The organism is Pseudomonas sp. UW4 (genome assembly GCF_000316175.1).
GTDB lineage: Bacteria > Pseudomonadota > Gammaproteobacteria > Pseudomonadales > Pseudomonadaceae > Aquipseudomonas > Aquipseudomonas laurylsulfatiphila.
This window is the reverse complement of sequence record NC_019670.1, coordinates 3809190-3825373: the sequence shown is the minus strand read 5'-3', so window position 1 is coordinate 3825373 and position 16184 is coordinate 3809190. Positions and strand designations below refer to the sequence as shown.

18 protein-coding genes are annotated in these 16184 nt (G+C 59.6%); 11 read left to right on the top strand and 7 right to left on the bottom strand.

Annotated features, from left to right (window positions below; translation table 11 throughout):
• Positions 1-112 precede the first annotated feature (112 nt).
• The 3 genes from PPUTUW4_RS16620 to PPUTUW4_RS16610 all read left to right on the top strand — a co-directional run bounded on the left by PPUTUW4_RS16620 (position 113) and on the right by PPUTUW4_RS16610 (position 2965).
• On the top strand, positions 113-1153 hold the full coding sequence (locus PPUTUW4_RS16620; RefSeq protein WP_015095740.1) for a sel1 repeat family protein: 1041 nt from the start codon (positions 113-115) through the stop codon (positions 1151-1153).
• Positions 1154-1172: 19 nt separating this feature from the next.
• A complete protein-coding gene (locus tag PPUTUW4_RS16615) occupies positions 1173-2408 on the top strand; it encodes a DUF6396 domain-containing protein (RefSeq protein ID WP_015095739.1) in 1236 nt (411 codons plus the stop codon).
• A gap of 89 nt (positions 2409-2497) precedes the next feature.
• Complete coding sequence (locus PPUTUW4_RS16610; protein ID WP_015095738.1) at positions 2498-2965, top strand: hypothetical protein; 468 nt, start codon at positions 2498-2500, stop codon at positions 2963-2965.
• Between the two features lie 128 nt (positions 2966-3093).
• Here PPUTUW4_RS16610 and PPUTUW4_RS16605 read toward each other — a convergent pair whose 3' ends face one another.
• Together PPUTUW4_RS16605 and ppnN are read right to left on the bottom strand one after the other, a co-directional pair.
• On the bottom strand, positions 3094-3540 hold the full coding sequence (locus PPUTUW4_RS16605) for an NUDIX domain-containing protein (protein WP_015095737.1): 447 nt from the start codon (positions 3538-3540) through the stop codon (positions 3094-3096).
• A gap of 89 nt (positions 3541-3629) precedes the next feature.
• The gene (ppnN, locus tag PPUTUW4_RS16600) at positions 3630-5003 is read right to left on the bottom strand and encodes a nucleotide 5'-monophosphate nucleosidase PpnN (RefSeq protein WP_015095736.1); all 1374 of its coding nucleotides are present in this window, start codon (positions 5001-5003) and stop codon (positions 3630-3632) included.
• Positions 5004-5238: 235 nt separating this feature from the next.
• Here ppnN and PPUTUW4_RS16595 point away from each other — a divergent pair, with 235 nt between their 5' ends.
• Together PPUTUW4_RS16595 and PPUTUW4_RS16590 are read left to right on the top strand one after the other, a co-directional pair.
• Positions 5239-5766: a DUF3087 domain-containing protein gene (locus PPUTUW4_RS16595; protein ID WP_015095735.1), complete on the top strand. Its 528-nt coding sequence runs from the start codon at positions 5239-5241 to the stop codon at positions 5764-5766.
• Positions 5767-5847: 81 nt separating this feature from the next.
• Positions 5848-7392, top strand: a complete 1545-nt coding sequence (locus tag PPUTUW4_RS16590) for a sensor domain-containing diguanylate cyclase (RefSeq protein WP_015095734.1) — start codon at positions 5848-5850, stop codon at positions 7390-7392.
• A gap of 74 nt (positions 7393-7466) precedes the next feature.
• Here PPUTUW4_RS16590 and PPUTUW4_RS16585 read toward each other — a convergent pair whose 3' ends face one another.
• From PPUTUW4_RS16585 to PPUTUW4_RS16575, 3 genes are all read right to left on the bottom strand, one after another.
• Positions 7467-7841, bottom strand: coding sequence for a DUF2784 domain-containing protein (locus tag PPUTUW4_RS16585; RefSeq protein WP_015095733.1), 375 nt, complete (start codon positions 7839-7841; stop codon positions 7467-7469).
• A gap of 60 nt (positions 7842-7901) precedes the next feature.
• A complete protein-coding gene (gene dapA, locus PPUTUW4_RS16580; RefSeq protein ID WP_015095732.1) occupies positions 7902-8777 on the bottom strand; it encodes a 4-hydroxy-tetrahydrodipicolinate synthase in 876 nt (291 codons plus the stop codon).
• A gap of 286 nt (positions 8778-9063) precedes the next feature.
• Complete coding sequence (locus tag PPUTUW4_RS16575; RefSeq protein ID WP_015095731.1) at positions 9064-9999, bottom strand: sensor domain-containing diguanylate cyclase; 936 nt, start codon at positions 9997-9999, stop codon at positions 9064-9066.
• 169 nt (positions 10000-10168) lie between these two features.
• On the opposite strand from PPUTUW4_RS16575, the gene PPUTUW4_RS16570 reads away from it, so the two are divergent.
• The 3 genes from PPUTUW4_RS16570 to PPUTUW4_RS30065 all read left to right on the top strand — a co-directional run bounded on the left by PPUTUW4_RS16570 (position 10169) and on the right by PPUTUW4_RS30065 (position 11390).
• A complete protein-coding gene (locus tag PPUTUW4_RS16570) occupies positions 10169-10867 on the top strand; it encodes an AzlC family ABC transporter permease (protein WP_041474903.1) in 699 nt (232 codons plus the stop codon).
• On the top strand, positions 10867-11178 hold the full coding sequence (locus PPUTUW4_RS16565; protein ID WP_015095729.1) for an AzlD domain-containing protein: 312 nt from the start codon (positions 10867-10869) through the stop codon (positions 11176-11178). The genes PPUTUW4_RS16570 and PPUTUW4_RS16565 overlap by 1 nt, the downstream gene beginning before the upstream one ends.
• Before the next feature lie 65 nt (positions 11179-11243).
• Positions 11244-11390 carry a hypothetical protein gene (locus PPUTUW4_RS30065; RefSeq protein WP_177325102.1) on the top strand — a complete coding sequence of 49 codons (147 nt, stop codon included), beginning with the start codon at positions 11244-11246 and terminating at the stop codon, positions 11388-11390.
• A gap of 185 nt (positions 11391-11575) precedes the next feature.
• Here the strand turns inward: PPUTUW4_RS30065 and PPUTUW4_RS16560 are convergent, their stop codons facing one another.
• The gene (locus PPUTUW4_RS16560) at positions 11576-12256 is read right to left on the bottom strand and encodes an SOS response-associated peptidase family protein (protein ID WP_015095727.1); all 681 of its coding nucleotides are present in this window, start codon (positions 12254-12256) and stop codon (positions 11576-11578) included.
• A gap of 172 nt (positions 12257-12428) precedes the next feature.
• Here PPUTUW4_RS16560 and PPUTUW4_RS16555 point away from each other — a divergent pair, with 172 nt between their 5' ends.
• Positions 12429-13328: a polysaccharide deacetylase family protein gene (locus PPUTUW4_RS16555; RefSeq protein WP_015095726.1), complete on the top strand. Its 900-nt coding sequence runs from the start codon at positions 12429-12431 to the stop codon at positions 13326-13328.
• Positions 13329-13692: 364 nt separating this feature from the next.
• Here PPUTUW4_RS16555 and PPUTUW4_RS16550 read toward each other — a convergent pair whose 3' ends face one another.
• A complete protein-coding gene (locus tag PPUTUW4_RS16550; RefSeq protein WP_015095725.1) occupies positions 13693-14580 on the bottom strand; it encodes a LysR family transcriptional regulator in 888 nt (295 codons plus the stop codon).
• Between the two features lie 124 nt (positions 14581-14704).
• Here PPUTUW4_RS16550 and PPUTUW4_RS16545 point away from each other — a divergent pair, with 124 nt between their 5' ends.
• Both PPUTUW4_RS16545 and catC read left to right on the top strand, forming a co-directional pair.
• Positions 14705-15844: a muconate cycloisomerase family protein gene (locus PPUTUW4_RS16545; RefSeq protein ID WP_015095724.1), complete on the top strand. Its 1140-nt coding sequence runs from the start codon at positions 14705-14707 to the stop codon at positions 15842-15844.
• 10 nt (positions 15845-15854) lie between these two features.
• On the top strand, positions 15855-16145 hold the full coding sequence (catC, locus tag PPUTUW4_RS16540; protein WP_015095723.1) for a muconolactone Delta-isomerase: 291 nt from the start codon (positions 15855-15857) through the stop codon (positions 16143-16145).
• Positions 16146-16184: the final 39 nt, after the last annotated feature.

The following is a 16184-nucleotide window of genomic DNA, read 5'->3' as shown; positions in this document are numbered from 1 at the left end:
AGCAGATCCCTGCGGCCTCCGCCGAAGCCGATGTGCTGTTCCATTACGCACGCTGGTTGCAAAAAACAACCAGCTCAAGCAGGACGAGACTGTTGATGCAGAGATCGAGCGCTTGTACCGCATCGCGAGTGAAAACGGCCATTACAAAGCCAATATCAACCTACAGAACGGTGCGATGCGCGGTACTTTCAAACTCCGTGGTGAAGAGCATTTGCGCATGAGTGAGCAACTGATCAACGCGGGAGTGGCAACGGGATATTACTTTGTCGGCATTTTCCTGCAGCATGGTTCGTCGGGGCTGCAGAAAGATCACGAAATGGCGTTGCGTTACTACCGCAAGGCCGCCGACCAAGGCAATGCGTTAGCTCAAGCCTATGTCGCCGACAAATTGGCGCCGATCAACGTCGCCCCGGATGTTGCGCGGCAGTTGCGTCGTTGCGCAGCAGAACAGGGCAATGGTGAGGCAGCTGTCGATCTGGGTATTCATCTTAAAAACAAGAGGCAATACAAGGAGGCACTCGAAATATTCCAGATGGGCGTAGCCGCAGGTAATGAAAGCGCTGCTGCCTGGTTAAATGATGGATTTCGCGGCCCGGAACCAACCGACAAGCTGGATTACCTTGGTCAACTTGAAGACCTCGAACGCGCCGATCGTTACAAAAAAATCTGGAAAATCCTATCGGGTTACTCCTACGCCAATCCCAAGGTCCCCGAGATCAACGAGATCGTCCCTCTGCCGCCCGCCACGTTGCCCGCCTGGGACGGCAAACTGCAATGGCTCGAAGAACGCCTGGCCAATGTCCCACCAGAAAAGCCCAGCGAAGCGCTGATTCACCAACTGGCCAAGGCCAAAATTCTCGAACCCGCCACCGGCCGGCCCATGCCGGGCTCCCCGGCCTTTATAACGATCGACTACATCAAAAGACCGATCTGCAACAGCGGCCAAGCCTGCACGCATACCGGTTATTGGCTGGCGGAAAGTATCGCCGGTCAATCCTGGTCGCGCCTGGAACAAGGCGAGCCTCGGCGCTTCGAGAAGGGCGAGATCATGCCGACCCTTAACGTACGGCATCGGCAAAGCCGATTTCTGCTCGCCGACCGAGTGACGGTCGAGGAGGAAAATATCGAATGGAGGCTGCTCGGTGAAGCCTGAGTATTTATGGGGTTGTTGGATGTTCATTGCCTTGACCGGTTGTGGCGCCAACAGTGCCGAACCTTTGTCGGTGGGCGTTGTAAACCCGCTCACCGATATCAACGTTAATCTCGCCTTCACCTGCCAACACGAGACAATTTCGGCGCTGCCTGCAGAGGCCGATGTGCTGTTCAAATATGCGCGCTGGTTGCAAAAGAACAACCAGCTCAAGCAGGACAAGACTGTCGATTCAGAGATTGAGCGCCTGTACCGCATCGCCAGTGAGAATGGCCATTACAAGGCCAATATCAATCTGCAGAACGGTGCCATGCGCGGGTATTTCAGACTCCGCGGTGAAGAAAGTCTGCGCATGAGTGAACAACTGATCAACGCGGGAGTGGCGACTGGCTATTACTTTGTCGGAATCTTTCTGCAGCACGGCGCAGCCGGATTGCAGCAGGATCACGAAATGGCGTTGCGTTACTACCGCAAAGCCGCTGATGAAGGTAATCCGCTAGCTCAAGCCTATGTCGCAGACAAGTTGGCGCCGATCAAAATTGCCCCGGTTGTTGCGCGGCAGATGCGCCGCTGTGCGGCTGAACAGGGCAATGGCAAGGCAGCCGTCGCTCTGGGTATCAACCTTAAAAACAAAGGGGAGTACCAAGAAGCGCTTGAGGTCTTCCAGATGGGCGTTGTAGCTGGTAACGACGGCGCTGCCGGGTGGTTGGAAGAAGGCTTCCGTGGCCCTAAGCCGGATGATCGCTTGCACTACCTCGGCCAACAGGAAGACCTCGAACGCGCCGATCGCTACGAAAAAATCTGGAAAATCCTCTATGGCTACTCCTACGCCAATCCCAAGGTCCCCGAGATCAACGAGATCGTCCCGCTGCCCCCCGCCACGTTGCCCGCCTGGGACGGCAAGCTGCAATGGCTCGAAGAACGACTGGCCAATGTCCCGCCCGAAAAACCCAGCGAAGCACTGATCCACCAACTGGCCAAGGCCAAACTCCTCGATCCCGCCTCCGGTCGACCGCTGCCGGACTCTCCCGATTTCATCCGGGAGCCTTACCCCAGGCTGACCTGCAACAGTGGCCAAGCCTGCCCGCAGACCGGCTATTGGAAAGCCGAAGGCATCGTCGACAAAATCCAACTCTTCGAAAAAGGCGAAATCATGCCGACCCTGAATGTCCAGCGCAGCCATAGCCGCTTCCTGCTCGCCGACCGGGTCACCATCGCCGAAGAAAACATTAGATGGAGTCTGTTCGGTGAGTCCTGATTTGTTTTTTGCTGCGCTGGCCGGTTGTTGCGCCAGCAACGCAGAACGCTAAAACACCGCCAATTCCGGCAACTGCAAGGAGCAGCAAAATGACCAAACTTAAAGCAGGCAAAATAAACGTAGAGTTTGAGGCAGCCCCACAAGGAACTGAAACGACTGCAGGCGATGGCTATGTTCAGGTAGACCGCGAAGGTAACTTCGTTGGCGCCCAGGTTTCTGGCGGCGTGGTGGAAAAGGTAGAGGGCGGCGTGAAAGTCACTCGCCCGGACGGGGCAATAGTGTTCCTGCATGACGCGGGAAATATCACGATCGAGAATATGATCCCCAAATCGGTAGGGGTCGAGGATCTATTCGAGATTGAATCCTTCGCGATGCGAACCGTGGATCAGTTGCGTATTTATCGCGTGGAGTATTTTGGCGGGGGGTATGTCGAGGTGACGTATTCACAGGAGGGTCAGGTGATAGGCCTCACCGGTCACAATATCAAGCAGTCCATCAGCAAGGACAATGAGATTCTGGTTCGCCAAGGTGATTCGGCCAGCGGTCAGGTGCATTGATGCCCTGTAGGAGCGAGCTTGCTCGCGATGCACTCAAGGACGCCGCGTGCAGTCAGAATGCCCGCGTTATCGTTGACCACCATCGCGAGCAAGCTCGCTCCTACAGGGGGCTGTTTGCGTAACGCTCGTTAATTCAGTGCGCTCTCCAGCATCTCGATCAACTGTTCTGGCCAGACCGTTTCGCTGGTCGTTAACAGATCTTCCACCGACCACCACTTATGGTGAGCCATTACCCGGACTTCGTGAGCCGTCCATCCCTCACGGGACAGGCGTTCACTGTCGGTATGAACCACAAAATACCGCTCAACCGACAGAACCGTTTCGCCGCTTGGCAGCATCATCGGAAAACTGCGCTCTGCAACGCTGGCTCCCACGGCAGTGATATTCAGCCCGGTTTCTTCAAACAGTTCACGAACCGCCGCAGCCTCAAAGGATTCACCCGGCTCAAGCCCGCCACCGGGTGTCGCCCAGTGGCTTTGGCCGTCGAGGGCATCGCCTTTGTGCTGGAAGTGAAACAGCAGAACCTGTTGCGAGGGATTGATCACCAGCAGTCTGGCGGAATTACGTTGGCGCATTTTTTTCTTTCCATAGAGTGCCGCGAACCGCAGCTTTCACTGCGGCCCGCGACGGTAAAGCTCATGTCGGCGTTATTACACCGAAAGGGTTAAGCCACCACCCGATAACACGGCACATACGCCGCGCCGCCCGGCAGTTTCATGCGGTGCTGGGCGACGAAGGCTTTGAGCAGCAGGTCCAGCGGTTGCATGATCGCCGCGTCGCCACGGATCTGGTAGGGCCCGTGCTCTTCGATCAGGCGAATGCCCTTGTCCTTGACGTTGCCGGCGACGATGCCGGAGAACGCGCGGCGCAGGTTGGCCGCCAGTTCGTGGGAGGGCAGGTCGAGGCTCAGTTTCAGGTTGGCCATGTTTTCGTGGGTCGGGTCGAACGGGCGCTGGAAGCCTTCGTCGATTTTCAGCAGCCAGTTGAAGTGGAACGCGTCGTTGCGCTCGCGGCGGAACTGCTTGACCGCTTTGAGGCCCAGGGTCATCTGGCGCGCCACTTCGGCCGGGTTATCGATGATGATCTGGTAGTGCTGCTTGGCGGCGTCGCCCAGGGTGGCGCCGACGAACGCGTCCAGTTGCTCCAGGTACGGCGCGGCATGTTTCGGCCCGGTGAGGACAACCGGGAAGGGCAGGCCTGCGTTGTCCGGGTGCATCAGGATGCCCAGCAGGTACAGGAATTCTTCGGCCGTACCGGCGCCGCCCGGGAAGATGATGATGCCGTGACCGACGCGGACGAAGGCTTCCAGGCGTTTTTCGATGTCCGGCAGGATCACCAGTTCGTTGACGATCGGGTTCGGCGCTTCGGCGGCGATGATGCCGGGTTCGGTGAGGCCCAGGTAGCGACCGCCGTGGATGCGTTGCTTGGCGTGGGCGATGGTCGCGCCCTTCATCGGGCCTTTCATTACGCCGGGGCCGCAACCGGTGCAGATGTCCAGGCTGCGCAAGCCCAGTTCGTGGCCGACTTTCTTGGTGTATTTGTACTCTTCGGTGTTGATCGAGTGCCCGCCCCAGCACACCACGATCTTCGGCTCGACGCCGGGGCGCAGGGTGCGGGCGTTGCGCAGCAGGTGGAAGACGTAGTCGCTGATGCCCTGGGAGTTGCTCAGGTCGATGCGCTGGCTGTCGAGTTCGTTTTCGGTGTAGACGATGTCACGCAGGGCGCTGAAGAGCATTTCCCGGGTGCTGGCGATCATTTCGCCGTCGACGAAGGCGTCGGCCGGAGCGTTCAGCAGTTCCAGGCGTACGCCTCGGTCCTGCTGGTGAATGCGGATCTCGAAATCCTTGTAGGCTTCCAGAATGGTCTTGGCGTTGTCGACATGGGCGCCGGTGTTGAGGATGGCCAGGGCGCACTGGCGGAAGAGGCTGTAGATACTGCCGGAACCGGCTTCGCTCAATTGCTGGACTTCCCGTTGCGAGAGCGTTTCCAGGCTGCCTTTGGGACTGACGGAGGCGTTGATAACTTGGCGTTGGGTCATTCAATGATCCTTAAAACGATGTCATTCACACAGCAACTACGAATGGCATCCGAATGATGTGTATTCATGAAAGAAGATGGCACGAACTGCGCGGTCTCGCCATGTCCCCCGCTTGACGATGAAAAGATGAAAAGGAGCTCCAGCATAGCTAAATCCCTCGCAGAGGCGATAATGGCCCGCTGACTTTTTGCCTCATCCCCCTTTTTACCCTTTCAGCTCAGGAAAAACCGACGCAATGTTCGAAATCCAGCCGATGAACGCTGACACCTACCGGCAACAGACGCGGCGCAGCACGGTCATCATTGCCCTGATCTTCCTGGCGCTGGCGATGCTGCTGTCCACGGCGGCGGTGGCGCTGTTCGGCACGCCCGGGGGCGACAATCTGCGCTTCAACGTCGGCGGCGTGTTTGTTGCCGTGCTGGCGATGGTCGCGCTGATGCGCAAGGTGTTCTGGCGCCAGGCGTGGATGGCGCCTGCGGTCTACAGTTGGCAGCTCAAGCGCAGCCTGATGAGCATCACCAATGTCATGCATCATGTAACGGCGGGCGTGGAACGGGGTGATCCGGTTGCGATGAAGCTGTTGCGTTTCTACCATTTGGGCTTGAACCAGATGCATCAACTCGATGGGAACACCAGTGACCATGGCCAGTTGATCCGCGAAATGGACCAGCACAAGGAACGGATGCAAGCGCAGGGCATCGAAACCGAACAGACACGGCTGGATCCGGCGTGGCTGGAGGCGGTCAAGCAGGTGTCGCGCTAACATCATGGCGAGCCCGGCTCGGGCATAGTGAGCAAAAACGGCGATCAGGAAGGTTCGTCCGTCATCGACACAGGGAGCACCATGGGACATCCATTGATCAACGATCAAATTCAAATGCTTCGGTCAGCCGTGCCAAGGCTCAAGGTCCGCTCGGCGGTGACCTTGCTGATGGCGGTGTGCCTGTCGATGGTGGCTATCGTGATCTGGGAAGCCTGGAGCTCACGCCAGTACCACCTGCATGACAAGGAAGTGGTGATGTCCAACCTTGCGCAGACGCTGGCTTCGCAAGCACAGGCAACGATCAAGCAGGCCGATACGCTGCTGTTCACGTTGGTCGATCGTCTGGAACACGACGGCGTGGATCAATCCCGGCTGCCGGCATTGCTCAATGCCCAGCGCAGTGAGTTGAGCCAGCTCCATGGCTTGTTCGTTTTCGACGAAAAAGGGCAGTGGCTCGCCAATTCCAATGGCGCCGGCCAAACCGGCGTCAACAATTCCGACCGCGAATACTTCATCTTCCATCGCGACAACCCCAGCCGTGGGCCGCACATCGGGCCGTCGATCAAGAGCCGCTCGAGCGGCGAGTGGATCCTGACGGTTTCGCGTCGGCTCAATCATCCCGACGGCAGTTTTGCCGGCGTGGCGCTGGCGACGATTTACCTCACTTATTTTCTGCAGCTCTACGACAGCATCGACATGGGCAGCAATGGCGTGATCACCCTGATCGCCGACAATGCCAGCATTGTCATTCGCCGACCCTTCAAGGAGTCGGATATCGGCAGCAGTCTCGCCAAGAGCCCGTTGTTCACCCGGTTGCTGCCCAAGGGCGATGCGGGCACGGCCACGATCACGTCGGTCGTCGACGGTGTCGAGCGGGTGACGGGGTACCGCCGGGTCGAGGGTTATCCGCTGATCGTGTTTGCCGCGCTGAACAAGGATGAAGTGCTGGCCAGTTGGCGCAAGGAAACGCTGCTCAGCGCCGGCATCGTCACGCTGTTGCTCAGTGTTCTCGGGGTACTGGGGTTCCGGCTGATCAAACTGATGAAGCAGCAGAACCTGGCGCAGGTCGAGTTGCTGGACACCCAGGACAAGCTCCTGGAGGTCAATCGCAACCTTGAAGGCCTGGCCCTGAAAGACGCGCTGACGGGGCTGGCCAACCGGCGTCAGCTCGACGCTTTCATCGATGCCGAAATGGGCCGTGCCCGGCGTAGCCAGAGCGAGTTGGCGCTGCTGATGATCGATGTCGATCATTTCAAACCGTTCAATGACCGCTACGGTCACCTGGCCGGTGATGAGTGTTTGCGCAAGGTCGGTGCGATCATCACCGACAACATCAAGCGCCCCGGTGACCTGGCCGCCCGTTATGGTGGCGAGGAGTTTGCAGTGGTGCTGCCCGGCAACGACTACGTGGGGGCATTCCTGGTGGCGGAGAAAATCCGTCGCGCGGTGCTGCAGGCTGAAATTGCCCACAGCGACAGCCCGGAAGGCGCCGTCACCGTCAGCGTTGGCGTGTGTGCCAGCAATGGTGCGTCCCAGGTTCGCTCCGAAGACCTGATCGGTGCGGCGGACAAGGCGCTGTACGTGGCCAAGGCCAGTGGGCGCAATATGAGTGTGATTGCCAACTGAGGCTCAGGCGTCAGGCAAACCGGTCCGTTCCCTGTGTAGGAGCTGCCGCAGGCTGCGATCTTTTGATCCTGGTTTCAGGTGGCCCGCCGCAATCGCCACTGCCTGATCAATCGAAGATAGACCAACACATTGATCACCAACACCACGCTACCCAAACCCAGCTGAATGCCGGGCGTCAGGCCCGCCGGGTAAATCACCGGCCAAATGTAATGCTCAATGAACCCACCGCCATAGCCGGTTTGCCCGGCCCCATGGCGCATGCGGTTTTCCCAGTCGGTCAGCGGGCAGGGCAGGTGGAAGAACTCCACCGCCATCCCCCACAGCGCAGCGGGCGGATGCCACCAGATCAGGTGGCGCCATTTGAATATCAGCAGCCCGCCGAACACGACAAATACAATGAACGACAGGTGAAACAGCATCAGCCCGTCGGCGGCGATTCGGTACAGCATGTCGGTGCCCCTGAAGGCTGAACGAATCGCTCCATGGTACTCGGGCCGGTGGCGGGCGCTCTATCGATTGTCGTGATCCAATGTCCTGAGTACGCCTTTCAAACGCTCGGTCATCGATTCACTGCTGCGTTGCATGGGCGCGCGCAGTTCGTCTCCGATCAAGCCTTGCAGGGCCAGCGCGGTTTTCACCGGGGCCGGGTTGGGTTCCAGGAACAGGCTGTTGATCAGTGGCAGCAGACGGAAAAACGTGGCACGACCTTCAGCCAATTGATTGTCACGGATCTGCCGGTGCAACTGCACGAACAGTTCCGGATGGACATGCGCCGACGCGGCAATCGCGCCTCTGGCGCCCAGGCACAGGGCATTGAAGATCTGGTTGTCTTCGCCGCACAGCACGTCGACATGGCCGCTATCGAGCAAGGCGAGGGTGTTGGAAAAGTTACCGCCGCAATCCTTGATCGCGACGATCCGCTCGTGGGCGACGATGTTGAGCAGGGTCGCCTGTTCGAAGGCCACGCCGGTACGGTAGGGGATGTCGTAGAGAATCAGTGGCACGCTGGAGGCATCGGCGACCGTGCGGAAAAACACTTCCAGGCCGGCCTGGGACGGGCGGATGTAATACGGCGCCGGCACCAGCAGGCCCGCCACCGGGCGCTTTAGGATCTCGCTCTGGAACTGCAACAACTCGGTCAGGTTGTTGCCGGCCAGGCCCATGACCACCCGTTGCGCCGGCACCAGCTCCAGCACCGCATCCAGCACTGCCAGTTGCTCATGTTTGCCCATCGCCGCCGGCTCGCCGGTGGTGCCGCAAACGACGAGGCCGTCGACACCTTTTTCCAGCAGGTGGCTGACCAGCCGGCGCAAGCCGACGAAATCGATGGCGCCGTTGTGGAAAGGTGTGACCAGTGGAACCCAGATACCCTGAAACGCTGACATGCTTTTTTCTCCTGATGGTTGACCGATTTCGTCACCGTCAGGGGCATGGAAGGAGAGTAAGCAAGGGGAGTGTGGTCCGTCGCGCTCAATGTCCTGTCAGCTCATCTGACGGGACAGCGCGCCCCGGTCACATGAGCGACTGTTTCTTCGATTTGAGGGCGTGCGCAACGCAACCTTGCGCCTTGGCAATCAAGCCAATGACGGAAGAGTCGAGATTGAAGGTTGCGGACATACTTGTTTACACCCTGAGTGAGGCGCCCAGTTTTAAAAGCCAGCGCGCCTTTTGTCAATCACGAAAATCAGCGAACTCGGCGCGCATCCGGCCATTGTGCTTGGCCTTGTAGAGCTGATGATCGACCTGCTCGATGAATTCCAGGGCCGTGGCATGCATCGACGCCAGGGTGGTGCCGACGCCGAGGCTGATACTCAGCAGCTTCGACACGTTCGAGAATTCATGGGGGATCTGCTGCTGGCGAATCAGGTGCAGGCACTTGTGCGCCACCAGCCGTGCGGATTCGGCATCGGTTTCCGGCAGCAGCCAGACAAACTCTTCACCGCCGATCCGGGCGATGAAATCCCGTGGCCGGTTCGCCGCCAGGGACAAGGTTTGCGCGACGCGGCGCAGGCATTCGTCGCCCTTGATGTGGCCGTAGTGGTCGTTGTACTGCTTGAAATAATCGATATCCAGCACGATCACCGATAACGGCAACGCGGTGCGCTGGGCCGTGTTCCACTCGCGTTCCAGCACGGTGTCGAACATGCGGCGGTTGGCGATACCGGTCAGGCCGTCCTGGAAGGAATACTCTTCGAGCTGCTTTTGCAGGCGGATCAGGTGTTCTTCGGTTTTCTTGCGCTCGCTGATATCGAACATGAACCCCACCAGCGCCTCGACTTCGCCGTCCTTGCGCACCACGTGCACCACATCGCGGATCCACACGTACTCGCCGCTTTCGGTCAGTGCGCGATAGTCGGCCTCGTGATCGATGCCGGCCCGCGATTGCGAGACACAGAAGTCCATCACGTAGTCGCGGTCATCCGGGTGCATGCGCTCGACCCAGTCATTGACCGAGGCCCAGCTGTGCTGCTTCCAGCCCAGCAGTTCTTCGATCTGTGGCCCGATGTAGCTGAAGGTCATGGTTTTCCAGTCGATGCGCCAGGGAATGGCTTTGGTCGACTCAAGCAGGGTTTTGTAAACGTCGCTGTCGGTTTCGACTGAACTCATGAAGGGCCTGCCTCGATGAAAAATGCAGGGCCATCATGTTGCTACCACCTTGGCGAATCAAGCGGGCAGCCGATGAATGGCACGCGGGCGTATCAGTGAGCAAGATTGTTCAAGCCATTGGCCGCCACAGCTGGCAAAGTCTCAGGTCTTTCCCTGTCTGTAGAACGTCATGCCCAACTCACTCATGCCGCGCAGCGCCTTTCTGCGCGGGGCTGCGGCGATCATGCCGCTGTCCCTGGCCACCGCGCCCTGGGGCTTGCTGGCCGGTTCCATGGCCATCGAAGCCAACCTCACGCCCCTGCAAGGCCAAGGCCTGTCGAGCATTGTGTTTGCCGGTGCGGCGCAACTGGTGGCCATCGGCATGCTCAAGGGCGGTGCCGGGATCTTTTCGATCTTGCTCACCACCTTGCTGCTGACCTCCCAGCATTTGCTTTACGGGATGAGCATGCGCTCGGTGATTTCGCCATTGCCGGGGCGCTGGCGTGCGGGCCTGGGGTTTTTGCTCACTGACGAGCTGTTCGCCCTGACCAGCCAGCACGACAAGCAGCAATTCAACCGCTGGTACGCCCTGGGCGTGGGCCTGACGTTCTACATCGCCTGGAACCTCTTCACCCTGGCGGGCATTGTGCTCGGCAGCAGCATTCCGGGCCTTGAACACCTGGGCCTGGATTTCTCCATCGCGGCCACCTTCATTGCCCTGATCACCCCGGTGGTACGCAACGTGCCGACCGTGGTGTGCGTGGCGGTGTCGCTGTTTTGCTCGGTGCTGTTCAGCTACTGGCAATGGGGTTCAGCGCTGGTGTTGTCGGGGCTGGCGGGGATGACCGCCGGGTTTGTCTGCAATAAATTCTACGGTGGACGCACATGATGGTCTGGGCTGTGATTGTCGGAATGGGCGTGTTGGTGTTCCTCAACCGCTACGTTTTTCTCGAACCGCGCCTGCCGGTGCGCCTGAGCAGCAATGCCCGGCAATTCCTCGGGTTTGCCGTACCGGGCATGTTGACGGCTATCTGTGGGCCGATTGTGTTCATGCCGGAAAAACAGCTGAACCTGCACTGGGACAACCCCTATCTGATCAGCTCGCTGGTGGCGGTGGGGCTGGTGCTTTACACGCGCAATACCTTGCTCAGCATGCTGTTGAGCATGGGCTTTTTCTTTTTGCTGCGCTGGTGGCTCTGAGCGGAGCAGGGGAACTGATCTAAGCTTTAAGTGGATGACCGATCCCTTCGGGAAGTGAGGTGAACATGGCCAATGAACCCAAGCGTCCGGACCCGGAAGAAGACGTGGACGAACCCACGGAAGAAGAGATTGAGCAGCAAAAACGTTCGATGCCGGACTGGAAGCATCCTGACGATGGTAAGGAACTGTCGGATCTTGACCGCAAGTTCTGATCACCCCAAACGACAAAGCCCCGCCATTGTAGGAGCGAGCTTGCTCGCGATGGTCGTTAACGATAACGCGTGTTTACTGGCTGAACGCGGCGCTCTTGAGTCCATCGCGAGCAAGCTCGCTCCTACAATTTCCTTAACTGAGCAGCATTACGCCATTGAGTGGGGCTCTGTCGTTATTGATAAGTTCATGGCACTTGTTCAATTAACGCAGCGCCCTGGTTCCTGACATTGCCAACGGCCTTGTCCACCTTGTACCACTCAAATGCATCACTGATCTCGCCCTGGGATAACGCCATTTCCTCGGCCCTTTCCTTGGGCGTGGCCGGGTCCAGCCATTCCCGCGCCAGCTCGGGCGAGAACACCACCGGCCGCCGGTCATGCACATCAAGCAGGCCGCCTGCGCTGTCCGCCGTGAGGATGACGAAACCGTCATGCTCCCTGTGCGGGGCTCCGCCGATGGGGTACTGGCCGATGGCCGCGCAGAAGGCCGGTTTCCGGTCCCGCCGCCGGATCAACCAGGGTTGTTTGTTGCCGTCACCGGCATCCACCCATTCAAACCAGTTATCGATCGGACAGAGCGCGCGATGCGGCCAGATTGCCCGGAAGTACGGGCCATGGGCGACTTTCTCGACCCGGGCATTGATCGGCTCCGCGCGATCCGTTGCCCAGTGCGGCCGCCAACCCCAGCGCACGGCGTCGGCGTGCAGCCGCTCGTTCTCCAGGTGCAACAGGGCGAGTTGCGTGGTGGGCGCGGCGTTATAGTGCGCCAGGGGTTCGTTGCCGACGTGATTGACCAAAGCGTCGGGGATGCTCAGCACCGCCACGAAGTCGTGTATCCCGCGGTATTGCGACAGTCGTCCGCACATGGCCTGACACTCTGGTTGAGCGTTTTTTCAGTTTAGTAGCTGGCGACGAAACAGGCTTGGCAAGCGCCGGAACCAAAGCCTGTGTACTTTATCCAACCTCGACCCGGCGTCCCGGGCGAAGGATTCCTGCCAACTTGTATTTCAATCGTGATGGTCTGGCCCAAGGCAAAAGATGAAACAGTGGTTCAAGTGTTTAACGGTGTGCGCCCTGGCAGTTGGTTTGCTGGGTTGTATTGCCGCACCCATTGCAATGACGCCGCAGACCGAACAGCGTTTGCAGACGCAACCGCCCATCCGTTTTCTGCTGACGTTCGATGACGGTCCCAGTGCATCGAGCTGGTGGAATCCGACCGTCACGGTGCTTGAGAGCCTGGCGCAAAACCCGCTGCAGCCGGGGATCAAAGCCGTGTTCTTCGTGCAAACCCGCGCGCCACGCGCCGGTGGCAGCGAATTGGGCCGGGACATCATGCGGCGCGAACACGCCGAAGGTCACATTCTGGGCTTCCACACGGCAACGCCCCGGCACACCAACCATCGCTCGCTGGAGCCGCAAGAACTGGAGCAGGCCCTGACCGATGGCAGCGCCGACATCGCGGCGATCACCGGCGCCCCCCCAACCCTGTTGCGCCCGCCATTCTGGAACTACGACAAGCGCACCTTCGCCGCTTATCAGCAGCATGGCCTGCACGTGCTGCTCACGGACTTGAGCGCCAATGACGGCAAGATCTGGGGTTTCAACGCCAGTCCCCGGCGACGGTCGCACATGCTGCGCTCGATGTCTGAAGTGCGCGAACGCATCGCTCGTGGCGAATTGCCGGTGGTCGACGGGGTGATACCGATCGTGGTGACGTTTCACGACCTCAACCGCTATACCGCCCGGCATACCCGTGAATACCTGCAGATTCTGCTCGACAGCGCCCGGGAGACCGGCGTGAAAACCGCGGACAAGCCGTTTTACGACGAACAGGCTGCGCTACAGCGGGCGGCCATGGCGCGAACCGTGCGCGATGGCTCGCAGCCGGTCGAGTTGCCGGGGTTCTGGAACTGGATCTGGGGCGGGAACGCCCGTTAAAACGAGCAGGAATGAGAGCCGGGTAACACTCATTGCGAATGATTTCTTGTGCAGATTCGCAAGGTGTATCCATTCTGAAATGGATCCAGTCCGATCTACAGTCGCCGAGGCACCGGTCATGGTTCCTGTTTCAGTGCTTTGCAACATCGTAGAGTCCGGTTTTGCGCCGATGTCGTGCAAGTGCACGGAGAGTTTCGGGCCGCCCTGTGGCGAGGGGGCTTGCCCCCGTTGGGGTGCGAAGCGCCCCCCCCCCTACCAAAAAAAAATGGTCCTTACGTTCATCTCCGGAAAACCGGGTAACGGCTTTTAGGGCTGCTATTTAGCCCAACGGGGGCAAGCCCCCTCGCCACAAATGATCGTCGTCTTACGCTACCGGCGGCAGCAGCTCATCAATCATCCGCAAGCAATGGTTCAACCCCGGCGAAACATCGCCCACCCGTCGGCTGAGGATGATCGGCGAGGTCGCGTTGTCTTCCAGCAAGGGTGTGAAACCGATGTCGTCGCGGTGCAGCAGTTGCACCGAGGCCGGCACCAGCGTGACCCCGATTCCCGCCCCCACCAGACCGATCGCCGTTTGCAGTTCGTTGGTCCACTGCGCGACGTGGATGCTCACGCCATAGGACTCAAACAGCGCGATCACATGGTCGGCGTAACTCGGCCGTGGATTGCCGGGGTACAGCACAAAGGGTTCCCTGGCCAGTTCCCGCAGGCTGATGGGGCCGGCGAGCAACGGATGGCCGGCGGGCAGGGCGGCGACCAGGCGGTCTTCAGTGAGCACGGTCTGGACAATGGTCGGGTCGTCGATGCGGATCCGCCCAAAACCGATGTCGATACGCCCGGCCTTCAATGCCTGCACTTGTTGCAGGGTGGTCATTTCCGACAGGCCCAATTCCAGCTCCAGCGGTTCGCCACTGCGTAACCGGCGGATCAGCTCCGGCAGCACGCCATACAGTGTCGAGGGCGCAAAGCCGATACCCAGCCAGGTCTTTTCACCCAGGCCGATACGCCGCGTGTTGTCGCAGACCTTGTTCAGTTGTTCGAGCAGGGCGGTGGAGTGCTCATGGAAAAAACGCCCGGCGTCGGTCAGCTTCAGCGGGCGTCCGCGCTCCAGCAACATCACCCCCAGTTCGTCCTCCAGTTGCTGGATCTGCCGGCTCAACGGTGGTTGGGCGATGTGCAGGCGCTCGGCGGCGCGGGTGAAGTTGAGGGTTTGAGCCAATACCTGGAAGTAACGCAGGTGCCGCAGTTCCATGGGGCCTCCGGATTTTCAATTGAATACCTTTAAGGTATCAAGCCAGACCAATTCTATATTGGCCGCCCGGAAAAAGCCGTATGAGAATCCGACTCAGAACTTCAAGAACCTGACGGGTATCGAAATGCTTGCAACCGCCATTGAGTCGATCGAGACGATCCTCGTCGATCTGCCGACTATCCGCCCGCACAAGCTGGCCATGCACACCATGCAGAACCAGACCCTGGTGATCGTTCGCGTGCGTTGCGCCGACGGCATCGAAGGCATCGGCGAATCCACCACCATCGGTGGCCTGGCCTACGGCAATGAAAGCCCGGACAGCATCAAGACCAACATCGACACGCACTTCGCCCCCTTGTTGATCGGCCAGGACAGCGGCAACGTCAATGCTGCCATGTTGCGCCTGGAGCGCAGCATCCGTGGCAACACCTTCGCCAAATCCGGTATAGAAACCGCGCTGCTCGACGCCCAGGGCAAACGCCTTGGCCTGCCTGTCAGTGAATTGCTCGGCGGCCGTGTTCGCGACGCACTGCCGGTGGCCTGGACCCTGGCCAGCGGTGACACGGAAAAAGACATCGCCGAAGCGGAAAAAATGCTCGACCTGCGCCGCCACCGCATCTTCAAGCTGAAGATCGGTGCCGGCGAGGTCAACCGCGACCTGGCCCACGTCATTGCCATCAAGAAGGCCCTGGGTGACCGCGCCAGCGTGCGGGTCGACGTCAACCAGGCGTGGGACGAAGCCGTCGCGATACGTGCCTGCCGAATCCTCGGCAGCAACGGCATCGACCTGATCGAACAGCCGATCTCGCGCAACAACCGCGCCGGCATGGCCCGCCTGAACGCCATGAGCCCGGCGCCGATCATGGCCGACGAATCCATCGAATGCGTGGAAGATGCGTTCAACCTGGCCCGCGAAGGCGCCGCCTCGGTGTTCGCCCTGAAGATCGCCAAGAACGGTGGCCCGCGCGCCGTGTTGCGGACTGCCTGCATCGCCGAAGCGGCCGGTATCGCCCTGTACGGCGGCACCATGCTCGAAGGCGGCCTGGGCACGATGGCGTCGGCCCATGCCTTCGTCACCCTGAACAAACTGGCGTGGGACACCGAACTGTTCGGCCCGTTGCTGCTGACCGAAGACATTCTCAGCGAACCGCTGGTGTATCGCGATTTTGAACTGCACGTGCCGAAAACACCGGGTCTTGGCCTGAGCCTGGATGAAGAGCGCCTGGCGTTCTTCCGTCGCGACAAGACCACTCATCAAGCCTGAGGAGAGCATTATGCTGTTTCACGTAAAAATGACCGTGAACCTGCCGGTCGACATGAATCCGCAGGCGGCGGCCAGACTCAAGGCTGACGAAAAAGCCCTGGCCCAGCGCCTGCAAGAGCAGGGCAAGTGGCGTCACCTGTGGCGCATCGCCGGGCACTACGCCAACTACAGCGTGTTCGATGTCGACAGCGTTCAGGAACTGCATGACCTGCTGATGCAATTGCCTTTGTTTCCCTACATGGCCATCGAAATCGACGCGATGTGCCGGCATCCGTCTTCCATCCGTGACGATGACCGCTGAACCCTGCCTGCTCAGCGCTACGCTAATAATTACAAGATG

Bases quoted from the DNA above. Each gene is read 5' to 3' on its own strand.
- PPUTUW4_RS16615 (WP_015095739.1), top strand. From the start codon at position 1,173: ATGTTCATTGCCTTGACCGGTTGTGGCGCCAACAGTGCCGAACCTTTG.
- PPUTUW4_RS16610 (WP_015095738.1), top strand. From the start codon at position 2,498: ATGACCAAACTTAAAGCAGGCAAAATAAACGTAGAGTTTGAGGCAGCC.
- PPUTUW4_RS16605 (WP_015095737.1), bottom strand. From the start codon at position 3,540: ATGCGCCAACGTAATTCCGCCAGACTGCTGGTGATCAATCCCTCGCAA.
- ppnN (WP_015095736.1), bottom strand. From the start codon at position 5,003: ATGACCCAACGCCAAGTTATCAACGCCTCCGTCAGTCCCAAAGGCAGC.
- PPUTUW4_RS16595 (WP_015095735.1), top strand. From the start codon at position 5,239: ATGTTCGAAATCCAGCCGATGAACGCTGACACCTACCGGCAACAGACG.
- PPUTUW4_RS16590 (WP_015095734.1), top strand. From the start codon at position 5,848: ATGGGACATCCATTGATCAACGATCAAATTCAAATGCTTCGGTCAGCC.
- PPUTUW4_RS16585 (WP_015095733.1), bottom strand. From the start codon at position 7,841: ATGCTGTACCGAATCGCCGCCGACGGGCTGATGCTGTTTCACCTGTCG.
- dapA (WP_015095732.1), bottom strand. From the start codon at position 8,777: ATGTCAGCGTTTCAGGGTATCTGGGTTCCACTGGTCACACCTTTCCAC.
- PPUTUW4_RS16575 (WP_015095731.1), bottom strand. From the start codon at position 9,999: ATGAGTTCAGTCGAAACCGACAGCGACGTTTACAAAACCCTGCTTGAG.
- PPUTUW4_RS16570 (WP_041474903.1), top strand. From the start codon at position 10,169: ATGCCCAACTCACTCATGCCGCGCAGCGCCTTTCTGCGCGGGGCTGCG.
- PPUTUW4_RS16565 (WP_015095729.1), top strand. From the start codon at position 10,867: ATGGTCTGGGCTGTGATTGTCGGAATGGGCGTGTTGGTGTTCCTCAAC.
- PPUTUW4_RS30065 (WP_177325102.1), top strand. From the start codon at position 11,244: ATGGCCAATGAACCCAAGCGTCCGGACCCGGAAGAAGACGTGGACGAA.
- PPUTUW4_RS16560 (WP_015095727.1), bottom strand. From the start codon at position 12,256: ATGTGCGGACGACTGTCGCAATACCGCGGGATACACGACTTCGTGGCG.
- PPUTUW4_RS16555 (WP_015095726.1), top strand. From the start codon at position 12,429: ATGAAACAGTGGTTCAAGTGTTTAACGGTGTGCGCCCTGGCAGTTGGT.
- PPUTUW4_RS16550 (WP_015095725.1), bottom strand. From the start codon at position 14,580: ATGGAACTGCGGCACCTGCGTTACTTCCAGGTATTGGCTCAAACCCTC.
- PPUTUW4_RS16545 (WP_015095724.1), top strand. From the start codon at position 14,705: ATGCTTGCAACCGCCATTGAGTCGATCGAGACGATCCTCGTCGATCTG.
- catC (WP_015095723.1), top strand. From the start codon at position 15,855: ATGCTGTTTCACGTAAAAATGACCGTGAACCTGCCGGTCGACATGAAT.